Genomic DNA, 26183 nt, shown 5'->3' on the forward strand with positions numbered 1-26183 from the left:
TGCTCCTTGCTCCTCGGGATTCAGGCGGCGACCGTGGTTCGGAGGCAGCGGCAGACGCCCTCCACCAACCGTTCCCGGTCCAGTTTGATGTGGTATTCTTCGACCCCGGCAGCCTTGCCCCGGGCAATGTCCTCCTCGGCGGCCAGGGTGGTCAGGGCGATAACCGGCAGATGAGCAAAGCGCGAGGAATGTTTGATCCTTTGGGTCAACTCGAAGCCGTCCAGGTTGGGCATCTCGATATCGGTGACCACCAGGCCGATGGTCTCGTGGTTGCTCTCCAGCACCTGCCAGGCATCGAGGCCATCGACCGCCTCCACGACCGGGAAGCCGGCCTGCTCCAGATAGCTGCGCACCAGGTTGCGGAAGAACTCGGAATCGTCGACGATGAGCACCTGGTCCACATCCTCGCCGCCGCAGGCAGCCGCATCCCCGAACCAATCGGGATGGAGTGTTTCCACCAGCTCGAAGATGTCGACCAGCATGGTGGTGGTGCCACCGATGATGGCCGAACCCATGATGCCGGTCTGTCGGAGGGTGACCGCGTCAATCTCGGCCGAGACCTCGATGGCATCCACCGGACCGCTGGCCAGTAGACCGATGTCCTTGCCCTTGAGACGAAAGACGATGACCAGCAGATTGTCTTGGTCGGCCAGGGGCAGCACCGTGGCCACCTCGTCGACACTGAGCAGTGGCAGGCTGCCGCCCCGGTACTGCATCACCCGGCGGCTGCCGATGGCTTCGATTTGGGAGCGGTTGATTTTTTCGACTCGTTCCACCAGGCTCAAGGGCACGGCGAACTGTTCTTCCTGGGCGCTGCGGAAGGTGAGCAGGGCCTGCCGGTCTTGGCGCTTGAGCAGGGTTTCCCGCGCCAGTTCGCCGGACCTCCGCGAGCCCTCCAGCGAGGTCAGCCGGGCCATGCGGGCCAGGTCGGCGATGTCGAGGATCAAGGCGATGCGGCCGTCGCCCATGATGGTGGCTCCGGCATAACCTTGGCAGCCCTGGAGATGGCGACCGAGCGGCTTGATGACGATCTCTTCCGAGTCGAGCAGGCGGTCGACGATGAGGCCGTAGCGGAACGCCCCGGTGGTGACCACCACGATGTTGAGGGCGCTGGACGGGCTCTGCCGTCGGTCCGTGCCCCGTGGCTCCGGTGTCGTTTCAGGCTCACGGACGACTATTGCAGCGGGGTCGAACAGTGGCGAGGTCCGCGAGCGGCGGTCGGCGATGTTGTGGCGGCGGTCGCTGCGGGTGGTGCCGGTTTCCTCGTCGTAATAGGTCCGCTCGATTCCGAGGGTATCGGACAAGCGGATCAGCGGCAGCAGGGTGCCCCGGAGGCGGACGACCTCGGCGTCGCCCACCCGCTCGATCCGCTCCTTGATCTGCGCAGCGGGGATGCGCAGCAGTTCTTCCAGGTTGGCTTGGGGGATGGCGTAGCGCTCCTCTCCGGTCATGATGATCTGGCTGGGGATGATGGCCAGGGTCAACGGCAGCTTGATGGCGATGCGGGTGCCTTGGCCGACCACCGAGTCGATCTCCAGAGTCCCGCCCAGTTGGTCGAGGTTGGTCTTGACCACATCCATGCCCACACCGCGGCCGGACACGTCGGTGACCAGAGCAGCGGTGGAGAAGCCCGGCAGAAGGATGAGGTTGAGCTTCTCCTTGGCCGACATCAGTTTGGCCTGGTCGGCGGAGATCAGCCCCTTGGCCATTGCCGTGGCCGCCAGCTGTTCACCGTCGAGGCCCCGGCCGTCGTCCTTGATCTCGATCACCACCTGGCCGGCGGCATGATAGGCCTTGAGCAACAGGGTGCCGTGGCTTGGCTTGCCCAATCCCTGGCGTTCCCCAGGGGATTCGATGCCGTGGTCGATGCTGTTGCGCACCAGGTGGGTGAGCGGGTCGCTGATCGCCTCGATGATGGTCTTGTCGAGTTCCACCTCTTTACCGACCAGGTGGAGCTCCACCTCTTTGCCCAGCTTCTTGGCCAGATCCCGCACCACCCGTGGAAATTTGCCCAGGACGTTGCCAATAGGCTGCATCCGGGTGAGCATGATCGCCCCTTGCAGCTCGGAGGTCACCAGGTCAATACGCTGACCCACCGCCTCGGCCTCGGGCGCCGCACCGGAGCCGATGGTTTGCAGCAGTTGGTTGCGCGACAGCACCAGTTCGCCCGCCAAGGTCATCAACTGGTCGAGCAGGCTCACCGACACCCGGATACTGGTCTCCGTTTTGCTGGTGGCCATGCCATCGTCTGGCGGCGGAATGTCGCCCTCCGTGGAGAGAGGGGCCATTGCCTCCGGGGCAGCCGGCCGCACCTCGGGGGGGGAGGTGGCGGCCGGCTGATCCCCGGCGGCAATGGCATTCAAGATGGCGACAGGGGCGCTGATATCGATTTCGTTGCTGCAGGAGATATTGGCCAGGTGCTGCTTGAGCCTGTCCGTGGCCAGCAGCAGTCCGTTGATCACCTCCTGGGTGGGCGTCAACTTGCGGGTACGCATCAAACCAAGCACGTTCTCCGCTGCATGGGCCAAATCCTGGAGTACATGTAGACCCATGAAACCGGCGCCCCCCTTGATGGAATGGATCGCCCGGAACACCTTGTTGACCCGTTCCTCGTTATTCACTGCCCCTCCCTGTTCGATGGCGAGCAGGTCGCCCTCGATATCGGCCAGATGTTCAACCGACTCTTCGATGAACGCGCCGAGGAGTTCGTTGTCTTCGTTACTGCTCATGCCTGTTTCCTTGCTAAAAGCACTCTGTTGAGCCGGACTCGGTCACGGCGTCTTTAATTTCTGTACCCAAAACATTGCAGCCAGGATTGACCCGAGCGAACTTCTCAAAGCTCAGGTCGGTAATCGGTCGGCAAGCCATGCGCTGCGCATGGCTGACCTACTTGGGGCGATTCAGGAAAATGGGGCCAGGCCTGTTGCAATTGCGTGCTGCAAAGCGAGATCCATACCATTTTGGTGGTATTTTATTTTTGCTACTATATTGAATAGTTACAGGGTTTGGAGCGGGCGGGTGCGGTGCAGAAGAACGGGAATTCTAGAAAAACTGGACAGGTGGTGGTCCAGTAGTCCAGAAACAGGAGACGTGGCAAGCGGAACGCAGGGAAGAGTGTGGGCAATTTATTTGGTGGTCGGATCGGGATCGGAAAGGCGTTCCGGTGTGCGTGCACCGGGCATCGTCGCAACGGAGAGGGAGTGCAACTTCAGGAGATTGTACAGGTGGGAGCGGCTGAATTGGGCCATGGCGCAGGCGGTGCTGATGTCACCCTCAGCTTCCTGCAACAGGCTTTGCAGGTAATGCTTTTCTATGAAGTCAAGCTGCTGGCGGCGGTATTCCTTGTATGGAAGGATCGTCCCTCTTGGCGAATGCGGGGGCGGCGGTTGAAAGTGATTGTGGGGTTCGTGCCTGCTTTCCACCATGGATCGAATGTGATGCAGCCGAATTTCCGGAGGGAGGTGAACGGGGTAGATCGCTGGATTGGAGGGATCGGAAAGGATCGCTTTTTCGAGCACATTGCGAAGATCGCGAATGTTGCCAGGCCAGGGATAGGCCTTCAGGATTTCCAGGGTTTCGGGAAGGATGCCTTTGATCGAAAAATGGTGGTGCCGACAAATTGCCAGGACAAAACTCACCGCGAGTTTTTCGATATCTGCCTCTCGTTCCCGGAGCGGCGGCAAATGGATGGTAAAGGCAGAGAGGCGAAAGTAAAGATCCTGGCGGAACTGCCCTTGTTGCACCATTGCCTCAAGGTTCCGGTTGGTGGCGGCAATGAGTCTGAAATCGCTTTTCTGTTCACGAACCTTGCCCACCGGTCTGAATGTTCGTTCCTGGAGGACACGAAGCAGACTTTTTTGCAAATCGAGAGAGAGTTCGCCGATTTCATCAAGAAAAAGCGTGCCGCCATCTGCCTGTTCAATCAGGCCTTGCCGATCACTGTCGGCGCCGGTGAACGCACCTTTGGCATGACCAAAGAGGAGGCTGGCCACTAACTGGTCGGGCAGGTTGGTACAGTCGACCACCACAAAAGGTTGATGTGCGCGGGCACTGTTGGTGTGGATGGCGTGGGCAAACAACTCCTTGCCCGTGCCGGTTTCACCGGTAATCAAAACCCCGGTATCGGTGTTCGAGCACTGGGCGACTTGGTTGAGGCAAGAGAGAATGCTTGCACTTGTGCCGATGATTTCATCGCGATTGAGGATGACCTTGTTGGCGCATTGTCGCTTTTTGTCGTGGTATTCCAGGGCACGTTTGATTTGCAGGATGATTTCTTGTCGGTTCAGCGGTTTTTGCAGATAATTCCAGGCACCATTTTTGATGGCCAGCTCCGCACCGTTGGCGTCTCCCATGCCGGTAACAATGATGACCTCCGGTGGCGAGGGTAACCTGTTCATAGAGGGCAGGACATCGAGGCCATTGCCATCAGGCAGTCGGACATCCAGAAAAACGAGATCTATTGGCTGTGCGGCAAGTTGCGCTTTCCCTTCCTCGATGCTTGCCGCGCCAATCGCCTCGAAACCAAGCACGGAGCAGTTTTCTAAAAGAAGATCGCGAAAAAGGGGATCGTCATCAATAACTAGGATATGTGCCACTTATGACCTCAAGTTTCGGGGTTGGCACCGCCAAAGAAAAATCGGCTGCCAACCTCCTGAAATAGTGTCGTTTTAACGTGAAAAGCCTTTTGCTTTCTGATACATTGGATTTGCGAAAATACCTAATGATATCAAAAAGAAAAGGCTCAGATGAACCATACCCAATACTATCAGGAGCAACAAGAGGCAAAACGACTGCATGACCGGATTTCTTCCTTTCTGGACGATTTCAAGGTTGGCACCCTGCTGGGTGGCAGCGGCATCCGCAAATTGCGAGGGGCAAAACCGCTGGCGGTGTTCGCCGCCATCTTCTCCTTGCCGTTTAGCGGGGTCAATTTCTCTCGCGGGATCGTGAACAACCCGGAACTGAGATTCCAGAAGGATGCCGCCTACGAGTTCTTGAAGAATCCCCGGTATAACTGGCGGAAATTTCTGCTGGGATTGGTAACCGTGGTGGTTCGGTTCATGGACGTACTGACCAGCGAGCAACGTGAGAAGGTGCTGATCATCGATGACAGCACCTATGACCGGTCCCGCTCCAAAGTGGTCGAATTGCTCGCCTGGGTGCATGACCACAACGCCAACCGCAGCTTGAAAGGGTTCAAGCTCATGACCCTGGGCTGGTCGGATGGAGTAAGTTTCCTGCCGCTCGATTTCATTCTCTGTTCCTCGGCCAAGGCGAGCAAGCGATTGCAGGGGATCAGAAAAGAGGTGGATAAGCGCTGCTGCGGCTACAAACGCAGAATGGAGGCCATGGCCAAATCCACCGAGCACCTGGAATCCATGGTGAAACGGGCGCTGGCACTGGGTATCCGGGCCGACTACCTCCTGATGGACAGTTGGTTTGCTTTCCCAGCCCTCCTCGCCACCTTGGGCAAGCATCTGCCGGTGATCTGCATGGGCAAGGATATGCCGAAGGTTTTTTACCGGCATCAAGGGCAATGGCTGACGTTGGGCAGGTTGTTTGCCGCATTGAAAAAGCGGCCGGGTAAGGCCAGGATTCTGGCTAGTGTGGCGGTGGAAGCCAAAAAGGAACAGAAGGTCAGGATCGTGTTTGTCCGTCATCGTCATAAACGCCAGTGGCTGGCCATCCTCTCCACCAAGGTCGACCTTGCGGATGAGGAAATCGTCCGCATCTACGGCAAACGGTGGGATATCGAGGTATTTTTCAAGATGATGAAACATTACCTCAACCTCGAGCGGGAGACCCAACTGCGGGATTTCGACGGTATCATCGGCCATGTTACCATTGTCATGAGTCGCTATGTTTTCCTGGCTTTTGAGCAACGCTGCCATGACGATCCCCGCACCCTTGGCTCGCTCTTTTACGCCTGCAGCGAAGAGCAGCAGGACCTGAGCTTGGTTGAGGCCATGCAGCGGCTGCTCAGCCTGGCCTTAGACAAAGCCAGGGCTGCCGGCATCATCGCCGAAGATGCAGTGCTTGCCATTGTTGATGCAGTCATGGGCTTTGCCGTTGATATACTGCAAACGGGAAAGAGATTGGCGCACAGTACAAACCTAATAACGGCGAGTTAGAGTAACTCCGAAACTTGAGTGAAAAAGTTGTACAGGGTTTGTACAAAATGCGCCAGAAACAAAAAAAGCACTTACCGATTTCTCGATAAGTGCTTGAATTTACTTGGCTGGGGGACAGGGATTCGAACCCCGATAAGCGGAGTCAGAGTCCGCTGTCTTGCCGTTAGACCATCCCCCAGCAGGCGGGAAAGTGGGACAGAAAATAGAAGAATTCGCCCTGGTTGTCAAGAAAAAATCCGTGTTTCCATCCTTGCGAATTTCCTGCCGCGAAGAACAACGCCCGCCTTAGGAGATGATCAACCCGGCATAGCCGACCACCTGAGAGGTATCGCCACTGGCCTCTCCGGAGTCGGTGTAGCGGATCAGGTCAGCCGTGGTGGCGCCCAGTTCCTGGGCGGCCAGCAGGGCGATGGTTGCCGGGATGACGCCGCACATCGAGATGTGCTGACCGAGCACTGTCGCGTACAGGCCTTGGGGGTCCATGGCCAGGATGCGGTCGATCGCCAACCGATCCTTTTTGCTCGCCTGTTGGCGCGATTCATAGTGGCTCATGTCGCTTGAGGCAACCATCAGCACCGAACGCCTGAGACTGCCGATGGCCACCGCCAGTTCCCGGGCCACAGTTTGGCAGAGGTCGAAGGGAATCATCGACACCACAAGGGGAACAATGGCGAGGTTCGGCTGCACCTGCTGAAGGAAAGGCACCTGCACTTCGAGGGAGTGTTCATACTGGTGCGCCTCCTGATCTTCGCGGATGATTGACGAGGACTGGAGGATGGCCGTTGCCAGCTGCCGGTCGATCGGCACCGTGCCCAGGGGCATGCGCCATTCTTCGGTGCCGAGCGCCAGGGCCTGCCCACGGCCGTGATGGTTGGGCCCCATGATCAGCACCGTCTCGGGCACCCGGACCCGGCTGATGGTCGCGCCGGCGGTCGCGCCGGAGTAAACATACCCGGCATGGGGCATGACCACCGCCAGGGCATCGCGCTTGCGTTCCTCGGCCACCACCGGAACGAGCATGTCCATGGCGGCCCGTAACTGGTCAGGATTTCCGGGATAAAAACGATCGGCAACAGCGGGCATCCGTGTCATGGCTTCCTCCCTTGTCCTTTGCTCCGGCGGGAAGCCGGCAGCTTATTTCTTCACTTCCCAGGTGGTGCCCTCCGGGCTGTCCTTGAGCACGATCCGATGCTCCAAGAGATAATCGCGCACCTCGTCGGAGGTCGACCAATCCTTGGCGGCCCGGGCCTGGTTGCGTTTCGTGATCAGGCCGTTGATCGTTTCTTCGTCCAAGTCGATCCCGGCCAGAATCTTGGCCCTGTTGCCGGCTACCACTTCGGCTGGATTTCGCTGGACCAGACCGAGCACGCCGGCCAGCTCGCGGAACTCGGCCGCTGTGGTCCGCAGCAGGTTGAGGTCCGCGGCAGCCGGCCGCTCCGGCAGGGTGCGCAGAACCTTGTTGAGAAGTTTGACCGTGTCGAACAGATGGGCTAGGGCCTGGGCAGTGTTGAAGTCGTTGTCCATGGCCTGATGAAAACGGTCGACAAGCGATGCCAACGCCGTGCGGTCCTTGTCGGTGATGACCGAAGCCCCCTCCGTTCCCTCGGCGGGCAGGTCTTCCACCTGTGCCAGGCATTCGTACATCCGCTCCAGGCCCGCGCGGGCATCGTGCAGGGCGGTTTCGGTGAAATCGAGGGGATTGCGGTACTGGGTGGAAAAGATAAACAGCCGCAGCACCTCTGGCTCATACTGCTTGAGCACGTCGCGGATGGTGAGGAAATTGCCCAGCGATTTGGACATTTTTTCCTCCTTGATGGTGACGAATCCGTGATGCATCCACAGGTTGGCAAAGGGTTTGCCCGAGGCGCCGCAGCTTTGGGCGATCTCGTTTTCGTGATGGGGAAAGACCAAGTCCTTGCCGCCGCCGTGGATGTCGAAGGTTTCCCCGAGGTACTTGCGGCTCATGGCCGAGCATTCGATATGCCACCCCGGCCGTCCCTCGCCCCAGGGGCTGGGCCACTTCGGCTCTCCGGGCTTGGCCGCTTTCCACAGGACAAAATCCATGGGATGTTCTTTCTTGTCGTTGACCTCCACCCGGGCCCCGGCCTGCATGTCGGCCAAACCGCGGCCAGAGAGCTGGCCGTAGCCGACAAACCGCTCGACCCGAAAATAGACGTCCCCATCCGCAGGATACGCCATGCCTTTGTCGATCAGGTCCTCGATCAGGCCGATCATTTCCGGAATGTGTTCGGTGGCCTTGGGCTCAAGGTCGGGCCGCAGGGTGCCGAGTGCATCCATATCGGTGTAAAATTCGTTAATAAACCGCAGGGCCAGGCTGGCACTGTCGATCCCCTGCTCGTTGGCCCGATTGATGATCTTATCGTCAATATCGGTGAAATTTCGAACAAAAGTCACTTTGTAGCCACGATGACGCAGGTAACGGACCACCATGTCGAACACCAGAGCGGAGCGCGCATGGCCGATATGGCAGTAGTCGTAAGAGGTAATGCCGCAGACGTAGAGTTTGACATGGCCCTCTTCCAGGGGTTGCAGGATCTCCTTGCGGCGGCTGAGGGTATTGTAGATTCTGATCGACATCTGTGTTTCCGATGGGTTGAGACATGAGAGGGGGGTCGAATTGAAAGGTATAATGTACTACACCCTCGAGGAAACGCACAATATTATTGCGCATCCTGGCGATATTGTGCCGCCACCAGCGGCAGGAGCAGCAGGCCGGGCACGGCGGCCAGGGTGCAACCGAGAAAAAACAGCGGCCAGCCCACGGATTCGGCCATCCAACCGGCCGGCGCGGCGATGATCACCCGCGGAATGCCCATGCAACTGGAAAGAAGGGCATACTGGGTGGCGGTAAATCGTTTGTTGGTCAAGGACGCCATGTAGGCCACATAGGCGCTGGTACCCATGCCGCTGGTCAACTGTTCAAGAACAATGGCGATTGCCAGGCCGACAACCGTGTTGCCCATCAGGGCCAGCGCGGAAAAACTGAGGATGGCCACCGCCTGGAGGATGCCGAACACCCACAGGCTGCGGATAATCCCGGCGCGGAGCAGAATCGCCCCGCCAACCAGGCCGCCGGCGATCGCCGACCAGAAGCCGAACAGCTTGGCCACCGCGCCGATCTGGGTCTTGCTGAACCCCAGGGCGAGATAAAAAGGGGTGGTCATGGTCGAGGCCATCTGGTCGCCGATTTTGTACAGAAGGATGAACAAGAGCAGTACCAGGGCATGATCACGGCGGAAATACTCGACAAAGGGTTCCACGATCGCCTCGCGGAAGGTGCCGGGCATGCCCTTGGTCATTGGCGGTTCCCGGCAGAGCAGCGTGGTGCCCACCCCCACCAGCAACGAGGCCGCCATCAGCGCGTAGACCTGGGAAAAGGCAAGATAATCCGCCAGAATCAAACCGCCGCTGCCGGCGAGCAGCATGCCCAGACGATAGCCGTTGACGTAGAGCGAACTGCCCAGGCCCAGCTGATGGTCGCTGAGATCTTCCCGCCGGTAGGCATCGATGACGATGTCCTGCGAGGCGGAAAAAAACGTGACAACAAAGGCCGCCAGGGCCACCAGCCAAGGAGTCTGCCCCGGATCGGTCAACCCCAAGGCCACCAGGGCGACAATCAGGGTCAGCTGCGTCACCAGCATCCAGCCGCGACGGCGGCCGAAAAAGGGCAAGGTATAGCGGTCGAACACCGGCGCCCAGAGAAACTTGAGGGTATAGGGCAGCCCCACCAGCGAATAGAGGCCGATCACCGACAGATCGACTCCCTGCTCGGTCATCCAGGCCTGAAGCACGGAAGAGGTGAGGAGCAACGGCACGCCGCAGGCAAATCCCATGAGAAAGGCGACCAGCATGCGCGGCGAGAAGATTTCACGAGACAAGTGGACATTCATGTTCAATCCTGGAAAGGGGATGCGGAAAAAGGCCTCTTCTTCTACCACAATCATCCTGTTTGCACAGAACAAATCGTCCTGGCCTCCGGCGACCACGACACGGGCAGAGAGGGACTGGAAATGTTATCGGGGCGCAAACGGCTGATACAGCGGATCGCCGATCAACACCATCTGCCAGGAAAGAAACGGCAGACTGACCAAATAGCTTTCGGCCACGCCGAGATAGCCATCGGCCAGGGTGGAAAAAAACAGCTCCGGCGGGGGAAAGGCCTGGACATAGGGTTCGTAGACCGGACCGATGGTCACGGCTGCCCCGTCCTCGAGCATCCGTTTGCACCAGACCTGCGCATCCTTCTGTTTGAGGGTGGAGCATTCGCTGCTGGCAATATGATAGCCGATGGCGCCCCGAACCCAGGTAAAGGCATCCACATAGCGCCCCAGACTGTACCAGCCGCTGTACAGGGCGGTTTGCGGGCAATCGCCGGGTTGCAAGAGGGCATCGCCGTCGTCAAGCCGCACCGTGGACATGCGCTTGCTGGCACGGATGCGTTCGGCGGCGGCGTGGATCGAGGCATCGTACAGGGCGTAGCCGCTGAGAGTGCTCGCCGCAGGCTTGGGCCAGCGGGCGTCAAAACAGGCCTGGCCCCGTAGCCCCTCCTTTTCCGCGAAGAGAGCGTCATCGATCAATCGCCGGACGGTTTGCGTGTCCGGTCCGTCCAAACGGCTGACCATCAGCACCAGATCCCGCTTCAACGGGCCCTGTTGCTGACGGAATCCCATAAAATAGGGATTGGGCAGCCATCCCTCGAGCGGATAGTCGCCGGCCAGCACCAACGCCAGTTCGGAATCGACCGCCGCCCGGGAATCCATCCGAACCTTCTGAGCTGTCTCCGTTTCCTCGGACTCCAGCGGCCGAATCGCCAGCGGCACGCCGTACATCGTCACCAGGCAACGAATCCGCCGATCCTTGCCCAAACGGATCAGCCCCTGGCGCACCGGCTCACGAATCGCTTGGTTGTATTCCTGCCGCGAGCACTGCTCGTTCTGGGTGGTGCCGACGCGCACCAGATGATCCAGGGGAATCTGCCGCCGCCGCATGTAGTACTCGGCCAGTTCCAGGCTGCCCCTAGCCCTGGCGTTGGCGACCACCACGATTTCGTTCGGCGCGAGGGCGTGAACGGCCATGGGCATGAAGACCACCCACGCCAAGAGAAGAAAAATTTTTACCGGTTTTTGACTGGCGCCCTGTTCCATGACAACGTATGGTGTGTCTCGTCTTACTGGCAAAAAAGAGGTTCCACGATAGAGGAAAGCAACAGTGATTGACAAGGAGAATACGGCAGAAATCGCCGACTTTCAACAACGGCTGCTCCACTGGTTCGAGGCCCATCAGCGTCCCCTGCCCTGGCGGGCGACCTATGATCCCTACCATGTGTGGATCTCGGAAATCATGGGCCAGCAAACCCAGATGGAACGGGTCGCCCTCTATTTCACGCGCTGGATTGACCAATTCCCCGACATCGCCGCTGTGGCCGAGGCCGAGGAGCAGGCCATCCTCAAGGCTTGGGAAGGATTGGGCTACTACAGCCGGGCGCGCAACATCCAACGCACGGCCAGACTATTGCTCGCAGACGGCAAACCGGAGATTCCGCAGGACACTCAGCAACTGCTCAAGCTGCCCGGCATCGGCCCCTACACCGCTGCCGCCATCCTGTCCATCGCCTTCAACCTGCCGCATCCGCTCCGCGACGCCAATGTCGAACGGCTGTTTGCCCGCCTGGCCGATATCGATCGCCCGCTCAAGCAGCGCCCGACGCAGCACCGGCTGGCCGTGCTGGCCGAGCGGCTTCTCGACCGGGAAAATCCCCGTAACTATAACCAGGCCCTGATGGAACTGGGAGCGCTGGTCTGCACCCCGAAGAAGCCGGCCTGCACCGCCTGCCCGGTCCAGATCCACTGCCGCGCCCATCGGGCCGACACCGTGGAATTTCGGCCGCTGCCCACGGACAAACAGCGGAAGATCGACATCACCATGGCCTGTGGCATTCTTCGCCACGGCTCGCGTTACTTCATCCAGCAGCGCTTGCCCGATGATATCTGGGGCGGCCTGTGGGAGTTTCCCGGCGGACGGCTGGAAGAAGGAGAAACGCCCGAACGGGCGGCCCTGCGCGAAATCGAGGAAGAAACCGGTTGGCAAATGGACGCACTCACCCCTTTTTCCACCGTGGTGCATCACTACACCCGCTACCGGGTCACGCTGCACGGCTTTGCCGGGATTCTTCCCCCGTCCGCGGCAGCCCCTCGATTGACCGCCGCCAGCCAGTATGCCTGGGTTTCCCTGGCACAACTCTCGGACTACCCCTTTCCCGCCGGACACCGCCAGCTGGTCAGGGCCCTGCAGAATGGGAATTTTTCCGGACAATAGCCACCGCCTCCGAAAAAATATTTTCCACGAAATTTCAGCGAGTTTTCTTTCAAACAGCAAAAAAATACGTTTTCTCGGAAAAAAAATTGTGCTCTCCAGCCGAGAATGTTACCTTATTTCAACAATTGCCGTTCCCCAATCTTCAACCTGGCCTACCCCCACGTGTCAAACAAGAATGTGACAGTGTCAAACATGCAGGAAGAGGTGCATCGTCTCAGCACCAACTGGCGAACCCTGCTTGACGCCATGCCGGAGATGGTTTTTCTGCTCCGTGAGACGGGTGAAGTCGAATACATGAACCGCAGCGCCAAGGGCTGTTTCGGCTTTCCGTGCGGAGGGCGCGCGACAACCTGCCTGCGCGAGGTGAGCCAGCAGTGCGGAACGATCCTCAACGATGCCGACGATTGCGACGCGACCGAACAAGGACGGGTGACGGAAACCCTGATCGACACCACGCCGGTTGAGTATTCTTCCGTGCCTTTTGTCGGCTATACCGGTGAAAAATTGATCATGCTGGTGATGCGCGATATCACCCAGCGTAAAAATTTCGAACGGGAACTGTTGCAGTTCAACACCAGTATCGAAACCATTCTCCAGCAGAAAATCAGCGAGTTACAGGCCAGCGAGGAAACACGGATACGGCTCTCCCGTCAGGTCAACAGCCTCAAGACCCAATTGGGCTTTCACCACAAGGCAGACCAGATGGTCGGTCGCAGCCGCAAAATGCGCGAACTGCGGGAAATGATCCATCAGGTCGCCGGATCGGACGCCACCATCCTCATCACCGGCGAATCGGGAACCGGCAAGGAACTGGTGGCCAACTTGCTCAAGGCCACCAGCCAGCGGGAAGACAAGCCCTTCCTCAAGATCAACTGTAACGCCATCAACGATTCACTGCTGGAGGCCGATCTGTTCGGGTACGAGAAGGGAGCCTTCACCGGGGCCACCGCCCGCAAGGTCGGCAAATTCGAAGTGGTCGACGGCGGCACCATTTTTCTTGACGAGATCGGCGACATCAGCCCCCGGATGCAGGTTTCCCTGTTGCGAGTGCTGCAGAACGGCGAGATCATCCGGGTCGGCGGCAACGAACCGATCAAGGTCGATGTCCGGGTAATCGCGGCCACCAACGTCGATTTGGCCCAGGCGGTCAAGGACAAGAAATTTCGGCTCGATCTCTATTACCGCCTCAACATCATCAATATCGACATCCCGCCACTGCGGGAGCGGAAGGAAGACATCGTCGAGCTCGTTTCCTTCTTCGTCAACCACTACCGCGAGGCCTTCAAGAAGGAGATCGATTTCGTGCCCAAATCGATCATCAACCGCCTGCTGGCCCACGACTGGCCGGGCAATGTCCGCGAACTGGAGAATTTGATCCAACGGGCGGTGCTCATGGCCAAAGGGAAGATGATCACCGAGGCGGACCTGATTTTCGACCAGGATCCGCGCATCGAGCAGCAGCGGGTCGACACCTTCAACATCGACGACAAGCTCGGCGCCTTGCCGTTGAAAGCCATCGTGGCCGATTTCGAGGCGGCCATCATCCATCGCGCCCTAGACAAATACAACGGCAACGTGTCCACCGCCGCCACCCAGCTCAAACTCGGCAAGACCGCCCTGTACGACAAGATGAAACAGCACGGCATCTCGGCCAAGCACATCAAGCAAAGCAAAAGAAACTGAGCAAACAAAGACGAATTTTCTTCCGTTTCCCCTGCTGACCGCCCTGCTCTTCCTCCCAGGGTTTCCCCTCTTTTCTTTCTTGCCAGCCGCACTTATTTTTAACGCAAGAGCGATTGAGCCGCCACAAAGTGGTGGCGCTGTTTTCAACCCTCTTTTCAGCGCATGTCCCTCTCCCAAGCGAGGTGTCCCATGACCGCATCCATCTTTACCTTTCTTGAGCAAATCGGCTTCACTCACCCGTTGCATCCCGGCCTGACCCATCTTCCCATGGGCATGGTCATGGGCTGTTTTTTCTTCAGCCTCGTGGCCTGGTTGGGCAAAAAGCCGGAGTTCAACCGCACCGCCCTGCACTGTGCGGCGCTCGGCCTGGTGTTCGTCGTGCCCACGGTGATTGCCGGCCTGCTCGACTGGCTGCACCGCTACGGGGGACAGATGCAGCCGCTGATCATCACCAAGATGGTCCTGGCGGCCCTGCTGCCGCTGCTGCTCGCCTGGGCCATCCGGCTCCACCACACCGCCGCCAAGGAAAACATGCTTGTCCTGGCCTATAGCCTCTGCCTGGCATGCGCCATCGGCCTTGGCTTTGCCGGCGGGGAACTGGTGTACGGCGGCTGACCCCCCTGCTCCCCTGCTTGCCCCTGCAGCGGCACCACAAGGGGAACCTTTTTCCGAGTAGTGCCCGACCAGACCCGAGAAGCAACGATCAGAACAGAAGAAATTCCTTGAACTGGCCGCGCAGGCAATGATGTGATGCCATGGCCGAGGAATAGGCGCCGGCGTTGATCAGGGCGAGATGACTCTGGCTGCTCAGATCAGGCAGCCACGCCTGCTCATACCACACGTCCAGGGCTTCGTTGATATTGCCCACCACACTCATCTCGGTGCAGGGTGACGGGTCGTAGCGCAACGGTAATGGCTGAAACGGCAGGGCGTAGTAGGCTGGTTCCGGGGCGATGTTGAACCCGGCATCGACGCCGACAAAGGTTCGGTCTTTTTTTCGTTCGACAAAGGTCTTTTCCACCAGCAGCAGCCCCGCATCCTTGAGCAGGTAGTCGCCCGGCTCGATTTCCACATGCAGCCCACGGCCGGCAAATTGGCCTTGGAGGATTGCCGCCCATCTATCCAGGTCCAGCGGTCGATCCGAGTCGAGATGGGGGACCCCCAGACCGCCGCCGATATTGACCCGCTCCACCTCTCCCGCCGCCTCGACAAAGCGAAAACAGTGAGCGATGATCCGTTCCAGCTGTTCGAGTTGCGGTGTCAGGTAGCCGCAGCCGGTGTGGAAATGAATCTTACGGACCTGCAGGTCATAGGCTTTGGCTGTTTCCAGGGCCTCGGCAAACTGTTCCCAGTAAATGCCGAACTTGGTGGTGGTCGCACCGGCATAGTGGAGTTTGTCGTTGGCCGCCCGCCCGATGCCCATGGCCGGATTGACCCGCAGACCGATCTGTGTTCCCGGCTTCAGCGCCCCCCAACAGCGGATCGCATGCAGCGAATCGCAGTCCATGAACAGGCCCGGATAACGGGCCAGTGCGGTCAGGTCGCGCGTCGACAGGCTGGTGGCGGTGAACGAAATCTGCGCGGGCGAGAAGCCGCAACTGACCGCGTGTTCCACCTCGGCGGGCGAGCAGGCGTCGATGCCGCACAATCCGCTCTGCCTGAGAAAGGTCAGCAGCGGGGCGAAGCGGTTGGCCTTCATGGCATAGAGAAGGGAGAAACGCCCGGCCAGGCCGGCGCCGCTGAGGGCTGCGTGCAACCGTTCAAGATTCTGCCGGACCCGCTCGGCCGAGTAAACAAAGGCAGGGGTGCCGAACTGATCGGCCAGCTCCTGGACCGGCCGCCCGGCAAAAAAAAGCCGCCCCTCCCGGTAGCAGAGATCCTGCCGCTGCCACCAGCTGTAATACGCGTCCTGGTTCACCGCAGCGCCTGGTTGAGGTGCAGCTGCTGTGCCAGGGCGCCGTCGTGCATCTCCTTCCTGCCGGTGATCCATCCGCGGCAGTTGGCCGATCCGCACGAACAGGGAAACTGCTTGAACAGCACATCCTCGGTTTCGGCATAATCCATGTAGAGAAAACTGTTGGCCGGAATCTCCTTGAGGGCGGTCACGGTCAGATTGACCATGTCCAGCGAGATGTTCGGCGCACAGGAATGGAGGAAAAAACCAGAAAAATAGGGATCATAGAGATGGGTATCCGGGGTAATTTGCAGGGTGTGCTGGCGAATTTCATGCACGATATACCCTGCCATCCGGGCGATGATCTCGCCTTGTTTGAAGGCGCGGAAGGCAATCACGCCTCGACCGGCCAATTCATCCTTAAAGACAACGGCAAAATCAGAATGCTTGGGAAAGAGCGGGTCTTTCCCGAACTGGTCCGGTGGGTAAAGCATGTGGGACGTCTCCAGAAATAATGAAGCAACAAAACCGATCAGCAGGGAATCCGCCGACCAGGGAATTCAAGCAGCGCTCTATACAGCTCTCGGAGGCGCCTGACAAGCTTTATCCATCTATTTTTCATAATTTTAACAAATTGTTTATAGTATTGTTTTTACAATATTTATTCCAAAATTGTCTCGTTACATCCCTGCTTTTTGCGTTGGAATTGCTACCCAATGGGCCACTCCACCTCCCAGTTCCCGTTCGTTTGCGTCCCACCCTTTCTTCCGCTCTAAAAAATACATCCCCTCTTCCTTTCACGGGTCAATTTGGATAGGATGGCCACCATATCCATCTTTTTCCTTCTTCCAAGCAATTGAGGTGTTTCCATGTCAAACTGGTTTGTTGCCGTGGACGGCAAATCCCTTGGACCTTTCACCATTCAACAGATGCTCGGCGCTCTTGCCTCGGGGCAGTACAATGCAGCCACCATGGTCTGGCGCGATGGCTTTGCCGACTGGATACCCGCAGGACGGGTGCCGGAACTGCAAGCCGGCCAGGCCGCACCGCCCCCCCCGCCCTTTTCCGGCAAGGAAGCCCACGAGATCGATTACACCATCTTCGGCAACGAGATGCAGTTCGTGGAAATCGAACTCGATTCCCAAGAAAGCGTGATCTCCGAGGCCGGGGCCATGATGTACATGCACGATCAGGTGGTGATGGAAACGGTGTTCGGCGACGGTTCCCGGAATTCGGGTTCCGGCACCTTTTTCGACAAAATGCTCGGAGCGGGCAAGCGACTGATCACCGGCGAGGGACTGTTCATCACCATGTTCACCTATACCGGCGCCGGCAAGGGCAAGGTGGCCTTTGCCGCGCCCTATCCGGGCAAGATCATCCCCTTGGATCTGACCAAATACAATGGCCGGATCATCTGCCAGAAGGACGCCTTTCTCTGCGCGGCCAAGGGGGTTTCGGTGGGGATTGCCTTTCAGCGAAAAATCGGGGTCGCCCTGTTCGGCGGCGAGGGATTCATCATGCAGCAGCTGGACGGCGACGGTTTGGTGTTCGTCCACGCCGGCGGCACCATCGTCGAAAAGGAGCTGGCCGCGGGCGAAACCCTGCGGGTGGATACCGGCTGCCTCGTGGCCTTGACAGCCAGCGTCAACTATGACATCGAATTTGTCGGCAACGTCAAATCGGCAATCTTCGGCGGGGAGGGATTCTTCTTTGCCAACCTGCGCGGCCCTGGCCACGTCTGGCTGCAATCGCTGCCTTTCTCGCGGCTTGCCGGCCGCATCTGGGAAGCAGCGCCCCAGACCGGGGGAGGCGGCCAGGGGGAAGGTTCGGTGCTGGGGGGGATTGCCAATATTTTTGAGCGGTGAGAAAAAGCCTTTGATAAGCATCGATAGGGTTGTTTTCGCTGACAGATGGCAACCCTATCGCCTTACATCACTTTAGGATAAAATGTTTTGATTCAATATATTCTGCTCGTTGATTTTGAAAATGTGCAACAGGTCGATCTTTCTAAGCTCAAGGATGATACGAGTGTCATTATCTTTCTTGGAGCAAATCAAAAGAATATCCCGACAGAAATGGTCACCTCCGCGCAACGTCTCGGTAGCCGCATAGAGTGGAGGCAAATTGAGGGTAATGGCAACAATGCCCTAGATTTCCATATTGCCTGCCATTTAGGCCGCATTCTGGAGCCCCCCCCAAGTCCGTTGTATAGTTTTATCCAAAGATAAGGGTTTTGACCCTCTTCTTCGTTTTCTCAACAAGAGCGGTCTTAAATGCAAGCGCATAAACAGCCTCCTCGAACTTGACCCAAAATCTGCAACGGCCGATGACCCTAACTACAAAAGAGTCATTGAAATTTTAGGAAAATCGGAGAAGAAAACCCGTCCTCGCAAAAGAAAGGCGCTAGCACAACATATTTGTTCAATTTTTCAGAAAAAAATCACCCAAAATGATGTGGAAAAAATTATCGATATGCTTTTTGCTCATGGAATGATTACTGAATCCAACAATACTATTTCCTATAGATTCTAACATCTTGTTTTTAAAATTAAATTTTTATTCAGACAACTACCTTCCAACTGATCCTTGCTCCTCGATGAAGGATTGCATTTCCCGGCTGAGGCCAAGCTGCCGGGCCAGGGTGTCGAGCCAGGCGCGTTCCGCCTCGGTATCGACCTCGATGGCGGCCACCGCCAGCATGTACATGGTTTTGGCCACCGAGGGATCGGTGATGCCGGCGGTCAGCGCCTCGATACTTTGCGGCCGGTGCAATTCGTTGAGCAAAAACATCTTTTCCTCCTGACTGAGATCGGCTCCGCGCAGCCTATCGAGTACCGCCCGTTCTTCCTCCGCATCCATCGCACCATCGGCATGGGCTGCCGCAACCATCACCTGAATCATGCGCACCGCGAGTTCCGCCCCGGTCGCAGGGCTGGCGAGGGGCGCGCCTGCCGACGCGTGCGAGGCCGTCGGGCTGCCAGGTATCGGCGGCGGACTGCTTGCCGTGCCGCCAAGGGGTGGTGGCGGCACGGTGAACGATCCACCGCCCGGAGGAGGAGGCGGCACCTGTCCCGCGAGACCGGCAGGATTTTTTTGCCCCTGCTGCTTCAAAATCTCATAGGCGCCGACACCCAAGCCGATGATGGTCATCAGGCCCGATCCAGACCCCAAGCCCTTCAGCATCGATTTCTTGCCGCCGCCCCACGAACCGCTGCTTTTGCCGACCACCTCGCCCACAATTTTTCCCAACAACTTTTCCGCGTCAAACATGGATTCACCTGAATGAAGGATTGATCTCCGCCGCCCGCCCCGCTCCTCCGCGGCCGCCCTGCATTTGTCGTTGCCCCGGTCTCCCCTCGGGATACATTCTCCGCCTGATCGGGAGGCTTGCATCTTTCCGCGCGAGAAATTCAGCTTGTCGAGCGCGTTGATTGTCACGTATAATATTTTTAAATTAACGCATTCTTCCTTTCCTGCCAATGCTTGCGACCGTCACCACCAGCAACGCCTCCCTTGTCAACACCTACGACCGAAGCGGTAGAACGATTTCTCCTCTTCGCTCGCAGCCCGCACACCCCATTGCGCCCGCCGGAGAGATCGACGCCGCACGGGAACAGAAGGCGGATACCGTTACCCTTTCCCCACAAGGGCTCGACAAATCGCGGCAGGCACAGGCTCGTGACGGCGCGGAGTCATCATCTGCGGCTCCTGACACTAAAGACCGCCAAGCTCGGTCTGGCGCGGGCCAGGCGGACGGTGAAGAACTGACGGTGGAAGACCAAAAGGTGGTCCAACAGCTCAAGGAACGGGATCGCGAGGTCAGGGCCCACGAGATGGCTCATTTGGCCAGCGCCGGGCAGCATGCCCGGGGCGGCCCCACGTATACTTACCAGCAAGGCCCGGATGGTCGCCGCTATGCCATCGGCGGTGAAGTGCCGATCGACGTCAGCGAGGAAAAGTCGCCCGAGGAAACCATCGAGAAGATGCAGGCCGTCAAGCGGGCCGCCATGGCTCCGGCCGAGCCTTCATCAACGGATCGCGGCATCGCCGCCGCCGCTGCCGCCCTGGAAAGCAAGGCCCGCCAGGAAATGCAGACCGAGCAGGCCGAAGAATCGCCGCAACAGACAGCCACCGGCGAACCGGCGGCAACAGATCCAACGGTCCAAGCTACCTCCGAAGGCCAAGCTCCCCAACGACGTCCCACACGATCCCTGGACGTTCTCGCCTAACCCCTTCGACGCCCTGTGTCTTCATTCACCGACTTTTCCTTTTCCCCATGATGCACGCAAACGAATATATTGAGAGCCTCTTTTCCTTTATCAACAACTCGCCCACTCCGTTTCACGCCGCAGCCAACGGCGCGGCATTGCTCAGCGCCAACGGCTTTCAACGCCTGCGGGAAACCGATCGGTGGAGCAATCTCTCTTCTGGGGCGTACTATGTCCTCCGCAACGACGCCAGCCTGATCGCCTTTTCCCTGAACGATCGGCTGCAACAGGGCCTGCCGCTGCGCATGGCGGGTGCCCATACCGACAGCCCCGGCCTCAAGGTCAAGCCCAACCCCCTGCAGCAACGCCAAGGCTGTGTTCAGATGGGGGTCGAGGTCTACGGCGGCGCCTTGCTGGCTCCCTGGTTCGACCGGGACCTGTCCCTCGCCGGACGGGTGAGCTGGCGTTGCCGTGACGGGCATCTCCACTGCGGCCTGATCGATTGCAAACGGCCGGTGGCGATCATTCCCAGCCTGGCAATCCACCTTGACCGCGAGGTCAACAGCAAACGCAGCATCGACAAGCAAACCGATCTCATCCCCTTGTTGATGCTTTCAAACGAAAAGGCTTCACCGGATTTCAAGAAGTTGCTCATCGACCAACTGGTTGCCGACAATCCGAACGCGTCGGAGGCGGAGGTGCTCGATTTCGATCTCTTCCTCTACGACACCCAACCTCTTGCCCAAACGGGATGGCACAATGAATTCATCACCGGCGCCCGACTGGACAACCTGCTTTCCTGCCATGCCCTGCTGCACGCCCTGATTCGAAGCGATAACCGACACAACAGCCTGATCGTCCTCAACGATCATGAAGAGGTAGGCAGCGTCTCCACCGCCGGTGCCCAGGGGCCTTTTCTCAAGGACATCCTGGAACGGCTGATCCCCGACCCGGTGGTCCGCCGCCAGACCCTTGCCGGCTCCCTGTTCATCTCGGTGGACAATGCCCACGCGGTGCATCCCAATTTCATCGGCAAGCACGATCCGGAACATCTGCCCCTGCTTAATCATGGACCGGTTGTCAAGACCAATGCCAACCAACGGTACGCCACCAATGGTCTCACCGCCAGCCTCTTCCGCCTGTTCTGCCAACGGGCCGAAATACCCTGCCAGCAATTCGTCATGCGCAACGATCTTGCCTGCGGTTCGACCATCGGCCCGCTGACGGCCGCTGAACTGGGAGTTCCCACAGTGGACATTGGCATACCGCAACTGGCCATGCATTCGATCCGCGAGACGGCCGGCCGCCTGGACGGCTGGTATCTGCTGCGCGTCATGACCGCCATTTTCGCCGCTGGAGACGACGCGCTCCGCTGTCCGGAGGTCGGATTGCCCTAAAATCGTTCGCATACGGGTCCGGGAAAACATCGCGCGCCCAGGTTGAGAGAGAACGCCTGGGCAAAGCGCGCTCCTAAAATTCATTAAAAATAATTTATGGATGTAAAAATTAATTCTGAATGAATTTTTCTTGCCTCTCCTCTTTCTCTCGGTAATAATCGTCGGATTACAACAACAAAGGCGAACCACCCCCGTAACGGCGGCCGCACACCGCCTGCCCTAGGGCCGCCGCTCAAGCAGCCCCAGACATTGGATCGCCCCGATTCCGGAAAGAGTTGCGCTCCATGAAGAGGTTTCCCCATGTCCATTGGCACCAAAAAACTCCAGGTTCTGCACATTCTCTCGCAAAATCTCAACAATCCGCACCCACAGCTGGTCCGTTCCCACGATATCGCCAATCAGTTGAATCTCAGTCTCTCCGAGACCTATCTGCTCCTGAAGGTGATGAATGATCAGGGCGTTATCGAGAGCAACGTCGATCATCAGCTCTCCCTGATCACCCGCAAGGGATTGCAGTATCTCAACCGGGAGATCGCCCTGTAAGCCGGCGCATGAACGAAAACCACCCCCAGAACTACGACCATTATATCAAGGCGCTGATGGACATCAGCCAGGCCATCACCTCGGATCTGTTTCTCGAAGATGTGTTCAAGCTGATCGTCATGGTGGTGGCCAAGGTGACCGAGGTGGACATCTGCTCCCTGTGGCTGGTGGACGAAGACGTCACGCCCCCCAAAATCCGCCTCAAGGCCACCCAGGCCATTGAACCGGAGTACGTGATCGACCGGGCGCTCAACCTGGACGAAGGCGTGGTCGGCCATGTGGTTGCCACCCAAACCCCGCTGGTGATCGCGGATGTGCTCCAGTGCGAGATTTTCAAAGAAAAGGAAATGGCCAGGAAACTTGGCCTGGTCTCGATGGTCGGAGTGCCGCTGAAAGGGAAAAAGGATAAGATTATCGGGGTGATCAACTGTTTCACCTCCGTGCCCCATGAATTTTCCAAGACCGATATCAACCTGCTGACCACGGTGGCCAATCAGGCGGCGGTGGCCATTCGCAACACCGAGCTGATCATCAAGACCAAGATCATCGAAGAGGAACTGAAGGCACGCAAAAAGATCGAACGAGCCAAGGAAATCATCATGGAACGCCAGTCGCTGGGCGGCGACGAGGCTTACCGCTGGATCAGAAAGCGGAGCATGGATTCGCGCAAGACCATGCTCGAGGTGGCCGAGGCCATCCTGCTCTCCAACGAGCTCTATTCGCCGTGACCCGCGCCTGCGGCCGCGGCGGGAGAAGGGAGGAAAAAGGCGGCTCGGTCACACTTACTTATTGACAGATAAATTAAGTTTCAATAAATAATCACCTCGAAAGACTGGACACACAACGGCGTGTGTTTGGTTGACTTACTGCATGACATGACAAAGGCGTCTGTCTCCTTCCAGGGACAGGCGCCTTTTTTTGTCGACATCCTGTCTGTAACCGCAACTACAGACAATTATTTAACTAATTATGAGGAAAGCCATGCGATTTGCAAAAAACAACGATGTTCTGGGCACCACCAACCGAGGAAACCCTGCTGAATCCGGCCTGTGCACCCTGTGCCGCGCCGATTGCATGGGGCAGTGCGAAACCTGGAAATCCAGCCTGGTTGGCCGCAAACTGCTCTATCCGCGTGATTTCGGTGTCGTCACCGCCGGCGCCAACAACACCACCCACGTGGGCGTCTCCTACAATTCGTTGCGTATCCAGGGCTATGCCTACGGTGCCCACGGAATGGCCCAGGGCTTGTCGAGCGATCCGGACAACTGTATTTTCCCCAATGTTGACCTGACCACCGAATTTGGCAACGAGGTCAAGACCAAGAGCCGCATCCCGCTGATGACCGGCGCCCTGGGTTCGACCTTCATCGCTGCCAAGTATTGGGATTCCTTTGCCATCGGCGGCGCGCTTGTCGGTATTCCGATCGTGGTCGGCGAGAACGTGGTCGGCGTCGACAAGGCCTCGGAAATCAAGAACGGCAAGATCACCAAGGCTCCGGAACTGGATCGCCGCATCGACACCTACCTCCGCTATTTCGACGGATTTGGCGCGATCATCGTGCAGATGAACGTGGAAGACACCCGCAATGGCGTGGCCGAGTACGTGGTCGAGAAATACGGTGACCGGTGCATCGTCGAGCTGAAATGGGGCCAGGGCGCCAAGGACATCGGCGGAGAAATTCAGGTGGCCAGCCTCGAGTACGCCCAGTTCCTCAAAAACCGTGGCTACATCGTCGATCCCGACCCGACCCTGCCGGAAGTACAGAAGGCATTTGAAAAGGGCGCGATCAAGACCTTTGCCCGCCACAGCCGGCTCGGCGGCACCAACCTCAGCACCGTGGACCTGGTGCGCGAGGACTTCATGAAATCGGTTGACTATCTGCGCAAGATCGGCTTCAAGCGCATTTCGCTCAAAACCGGCTCCTATGGCATGGAAGAACTCGCCATGGCGATCAAGTTCGCCTCCGAGGCCGGCCTTGACCTGCTGACCATCGACGGCTCCGGCGGCGGTACCGGCATGAGCCCCTGGAACATGATGCAGAGCTGGGGCGTGCCGTCGATCAATCTCCACTCCAAGGCCTATGAGTACGCCTCCATCCTGGCCGCCCAAGGCAAGCGGGTGGTCGATCTCTCCTTTGCCGGCGGTTTTGCCCTTGAGGACAGCATCTTCAAGGGGCTGGCCCTGGGCGCGCCCTACACCAAGCTGATCTGCATGGGCCGGGGCATCATGATTCCCGGCTTCCTTGGCTCCAACATCGAGGGCGCACTCCATCCGGAACGCCGGGAAAAACTCAACGGCAACTGGGACAAACTGCCGGCGAGCATCAGCGCCATGGGCTCGACCCCGGAAGCAATCTTCGCTTCCTACTACGATGTGGAGAAAAAGGTCGGCAAAGAGGAGATGAAGAACATCCCCTACGGCGCCATCGCCATGTGGACCATGGCCGACAAGCTGGCCTGCGGCCTGCAGCAGCTGATGGCCGGAGCACGGAAGTTCCAGATCAACAAGCTCAGCCGCAACGACCTGTTTGCCGGCAATCGGGAAACTGCACGGGAGACCGGCATTACCTACATCACCGATTCCCGCGACGAAAGCGCCAAGAAGATCCTGGCGATGTAATTCCTCACCTTTTACCTTTCCGGGCAGGGCCTCCCTGCCCGGAAACCTTGCCCTACCTGATTTTCACCCACAGCAGTTCGGCGACGCAGTCACCGCTGTTCTCCCACTGTTCCGGCGTCTCCTTGCGCAGATAAATCAGATCGCCCGCTCCGGCTTCCTGGCGTTGGCCATTGACCCATACCGCTAGGCTGCCGCTGAGCAGATAACCCATTTCCTCCCCTTTGTGGCTGAAAAAGTGGTTGAACAGTTTGCAGCTCGGCTCGATTTTGAGCAAGTAGGTCTCGATGGCGGTCTCGCCGAGATCCGGAGGCAGCAGGCGAACGCCTTCCACCATGCCCTTGGGCGCCTTGTCCAGGGCCGCACCCGTCCCTTCACTGCCCCGGTACACACAGCCTTTCGCCTCTGCGGCCAGACCTTCAAAAAAAGAAGCCACCCCGATGGACAGACTCTCGGCCAGACGAAACAGGGCCGGCAGGGAGGGATAGATCAGATTTTTCTCGATCTGGGAAATACTGCTGGGGGTAACGCCGGCTTTTTCGGCCAATTCCTTTTGGGACAGGCCCTGCTTTTTGCGCACTGCCTTGATCCGGGCGCCAAGATCAAAACGGCCTGGCAGGGGGCGCGGCAGGTCAAAAACAATCTCCGTCTCCTCGCAGCTGAAGGCCTGCGGTTCGTTGAGGAACTTGGAGTCACGCTTCTCCGCCTTGAGGATCTTCAGGGCGGGCTTACCGTTTCGTACCGACAGATCGATCGCCACCTGGGCGATTTTGTTGATGTTGGCCTTCAGGCGGCTGGAATGCGCGCCTTTTTCCACTATCCAGTACGCGATGGTATCCAGCTCGTACAAACGGGGGCAGGTACGGGCATAGAATTTGGTGACCTGCTCCTCGCCGCCCCACAGATCCTGCATGCCTGTCAGGCTGTCCATGATGAACCGGATGTCGCCGGAGAGGTTGCCGTGCAGGCCGTAAATCGCCTCGCCCACCTGGGCGGGGTTGGCTGGATCATTGACCTTGATCACCTGATAGGGCCACTGGGCGCCGTCCTTTTCGTAGAACTTGTTGAACACCCCGGAGCGGTCGCCCTTGCCGTTGGTGAAGCAGTCGAGAATGGTGAAATTCTGGCTTTCGGCCAGCGGCCCGAGAAAGGTGACCACATTTTTCGGCGAGCGGTCAAAGCTGACATAGATGATCGGCTTTTTGTGGGCCAACGACTCGCGGATGAAATGGACGCAGAAGGCTGCGGAAAAACTGCCCGCATCCTCGTACCACAGAACATTGTCGCCAATGAACAGATCGCCGAGCAGGTGATCGAGCTGGCTGATTCCGGAGGAAACCCGTTTCTTTCTGGCTGCATCGGTCACGGCCGCACC

At 58.4% G+C, this 26183-nt stretch carries 22 protein-coding genes and 1 tRNA gene; 12 read left to right on the plus strand and 11 right to left on the minus strand.

Features of this window, described 5'->3' with window-relative positions:
• Window positions 1-20 precede the first annotated feature (20 nt).
• Both DESPR_RS11380 and DESPR_RS11385 read right to left on the minus strand, forming a co-directional pair.
• Window positions 21-2729 carry a hybrid sensor histidine kinase/response regulator gene (locus DESPR_RS11380; RefSeq protein WP_015724961.1) on the minus strand — a complete coding sequence of 903 codons (2709 nt, stop codon included), beginning with the start codon at window positions 2727-2729 and terminating at the stop codon, window positions 21-23.
• A 396-nt stretch (window positions 2730-3125) separates the two neighbouring features.
• Complete coding sequence (locus DESPR_RS11385) at window positions 3126-4595, minus strand: sigma-54-dependent transcriptional regulator (RefSeq protein WP_015724962.1); 1470 nt, start codon at window positions 4593-4595, stop codon at window positions 3126-3128.
• Window positions 4596-4745: 150 nt separating this feature from the next.
• Between DESPR_RS11385 and DESPR_RS11390 the strand changes: the two genes are divergently transcribed.
• Complete coding sequence (locus tag DESPR_RS11390) at window positions 4746-6131, plus strand: IS4 family transposase (protein WP_015724963.1); 1386 nt, start codon at window positions 4746-4748, stop codon at window positions 6129-6131.
• Window positions 6132-6235: 104 nt separating this feature from the next.
• Here the strand turns inward: DESPR_RS11390 and DESPR_RS11395 are convergent.
• The 5 genes from DESPR_RS11395 to DESPR_RS11415 form a co-directional block, all read right to left on the minus strand.
• Window positions 6236-6309 (minus strand) — tRNA-Gln (locus DESPR_RS11395).
• A 107-nt stretch (window positions 6310-6416) separates the two neighbouring features.
• Window positions 6417-7223 carry an AmmeMemoRadiSam system protein B gene (gene amrB / locus DESPR_RS11400; RefSeq protein ID WP_015724964.1) on the minus strand — a complete coding sequence of 269 codons (807 nt, stop codon included), beginning with the start codon at window positions 7221-7223 and terminating at the stop codon, window positions 6417-6419.
• A 42-nt stretch (window positions 7224-7265) separates the two neighbouring features.
• On the minus strand, window positions 7266-8729 hold the full coding sequence (cysS, locus tag DESPR_RS11405) for a cysteine--tRNA ligase (protein WP_015724965.1): 1464 nt from the start codon (window positions 8727-8729) through the stop codon (window positions 7266-7268).
• 83 nt (window positions 8730-8812) lie between these two features.
• Window positions 8813-10042: an AmpG family muropeptide MFS transporter gene (locus tag DESPR_RS11410; protein WP_015724966.1), complete on the minus strand. Its 1230-nt coding sequence runs from the start codon at window positions 10040-10042 to the stop codon at window positions 8813-8815.
• Window positions 10043-10165: 123 nt separating this feature from the next.
• Window positions 10166-11296: a TIGR03790 family protein gene (locus tag DESPR_RS11415; RefSeq protein WP_015724967.1), complete on the minus strand. Its 1131-nt coding sequence runs from the start codon at window positions 11294-11296 to the stop codon at window positions 10166-10168.
• Between the two features lie 64 nt (window positions 11297-11360).
• Between DESPR_RS11415 and mutY the strand changes: the two genes are divergently transcribed.
• From mutY to DESPR_RS11430, 3 genes are all read left to right on the plus strand, one after another.
• The gene (gene mutY, locus DESPR_RS11420; protein ID WP_015724968.1) at window positions 11361-12467 is read left to right on the plus strand and encodes an A/G-specific adenine glycosylase; all 1107 of its coding nucleotides are present in this window, start codon (window positions 11361-11363) and stop codon (window positions 12465-12467) included.
• A gap of 192 nt (window positions 12468-12659) precedes the next feature.
• On the plus strand, window positions 12660-14150 hold the full coding sequence (locus tag DESPR_RS11425; RefSeq protein WP_052302100.1) for a sigma-54 interaction domain-containing protein: 1491 nt from the start codon (window positions 12660-12662) through the stop codon (window positions 14148-14150).
• Window positions 14151-14339: 189 nt separating this feature from the next.
• Window positions 14340-14765 (plus strand): DUF2231 domain-containing protein, encoded by a 426-nt coding sequence (locus DESPR_RS11430; protein ID WP_015724970.1) that lies wholly within the window; start codon window positions 14340-14342, stop codon window positions 14763-14765.
• A gap of 88 nt (window positions 14766-14853) precedes the next feature.
• Here the strand turns inward: DESPR_RS11430 and DESPR_RS11435 are convergent, their stop codons facing one another.
• Together DESPR_RS11435 and DESPR_RS11440 are read right to left on the minus strand one after the other, a co-directional pair.
• Window positions 14854-16068, minus strand: a complete 1215-nt coding sequence (locus tag DESPR_RS11435; RefSeq protein WP_015724971.1) for a type III PLP-dependent enzyme domain-containing protein — start codon at window positions 16066-16068, stop codon at window positions 14854-14856.
• Entirely contained in the window at window positions 16065-16538 is a 474-nt protein-coding gene (locus tag DESPR_RS11440; protein WP_015724972.1) for an SET domain-containing protein-lysine N-methyltransferase, read from the minus strand. Before DESPR_RS11440 ends, DESPR_RS11435 begins: the two co-directional genes overlap by 4 nt.
• A gap of 375 nt (window positions 16539-16913) precedes the next feature.
• Here DESPR_RS11440 and DESPR_RS11445 point away from each other — a divergent pair, with 375 nt between their 5' ends.
• The 3 genes from DESPR_RS11445 to DESPR_RS19355 all read left to right on the plus strand — a co-directional run bounded on the left by DESPR_RS11445 (window position 16914) and on the right by DESPR_RS19355 (window position 18576).
• Window positions 16914-17909: a TIGR00266 family protein gene (locus DESPR_RS11445; RefSeq protein WP_015724973.1), complete on the plus strand. Its 996-nt coding sequence runs from the start codon at window positions 16914-16916 to the stop codon at window positions 17907-17909.
• Window positions 17910-17996: 87 nt separating this feature from the next.
• Window positions 17997-18272, plus strand: coding sequence for a PIN domain-containing protein (locus DESPR_RS18520; protein ID WP_169701601.1), 276 nt, complete (start codon window positions 17997-17999; stop codon window positions 18270-18272).
• Between the two features lie 127 nt (window positions 18273-18399).
• Entirely contained in the window at window positions 18400-18576 is a 177-nt protein-coding gene (locus DESPR_RS19355; RefSeq protein WP_484836950.1) for a hypothetical protein, read from the plus strand.
• A gap of 36 nt (window positions 18577-18612) precedes the next feature.
• On the opposite strand, the gene DESPR_RS11455 is transcribed toward DESPR_RS19355, so the two are convergent.
• A complete protein-coding gene (locus tag DESPR_RS11455) occupies window positions 18613-19314 on the minus strand; it encodes a DUF533 domain-containing protein (protein ID WP_015724974.1) in 702 nt (233 codons plus the stop codon).
• Between the two features lie 209 nt (window positions 19315-19523).
• Between DESPR_RS11455 and DESPR_RS17970 the strand changes: the two genes are divergently transcribed.
• The 5 genes from DESPR_RS17970 (at window position 19524) to DESPR_RS11480 (ending at window position 24811) form a co-directional block, all read left to right on the plus strand.
• Window positions 19524-20273 (plus strand): putative metalloprotease CJM1_0395 family protein, encoded by a 750-nt coding sequence (locus DESPR_RS17970; RefSeq protein ID WP_015724975.1) that lies wholly within the window; start codon window positions 19524-19526, stop codon window positions 20271-20273.
• Between the two features lie 47 nt (window positions 20274-20320).
• Window positions 20321-21649, plus strand: a complete 1329-nt coding sequence (locus DESPR_RS11465; protein ID WP_015724976.1) for a M18 family aminopeptidase — start codon at window positions 20321-20323, stop codon at window positions 21647-21649.
• 300 nt (window positions 21650-21949) lie between these two features.
• Window positions 21950-22192 (plus strand): hypothetical protein, encoded by a 243-nt coding sequence (locus DESPR_RS11470; protein ID WP_015724977.1) that lies wholly within the window; start codon window positions 21950-21952, stop codon window positions 22190-22192.
• Window positions 22193-22200: 8 nt separating this feature from the next.
• Window positions 22201-22920 (plus strand): GAF and ANTAR domain-containing protein, encoded by a 720-nt coding sequence (locus DESPR_RS11475; RefSeq protein WP_015724978.1) that lies wholly within the window; start codon window positions 22201-22203, stop codon window positions 22918-22920.
• Window positions 22921-23173: 253 nt separating this feature from the next.
• Window positions 23174-24811 (plus strand): glutamate synthase-related protein, encoded by a 1638-nt coding sequence (locus DESPR_RS11480; RefSeq protein ID WP_015724979.1) that lies wholly within the window; start codon window positions 23174-23176, stop codon window positions 24809-24811.
• 52 nt (window positions 24812-24863) lie between these two features.
• On the opposite strand, the gene DESPR_RS11485 is transcribed toward DESPR_RS11480, so the two are convergent.
• Window positions 24864-26174, minus strand: a complete 1311-nt coding sequence (locus DESPR_RS11485) for a helix-turn-helix domain-containing protein (RefSeq protein WP_015724980.1) — start codon at window positions 26172-26174, stop codon at window positions 24864-24866.
• Window positions 26175-26183 lie beyond the last annotated feature (9 nt).

Source organism: Desulfobulbus propionicus DSM 2032 (assembly GCF_000186885.1).
GTDB lineage: Bacteria > Desulfobacterota > Desulfobulbia > Desulfobulbales > Desulfobulbaceae > Desulfobulbus > Desulfobulbus propionicus.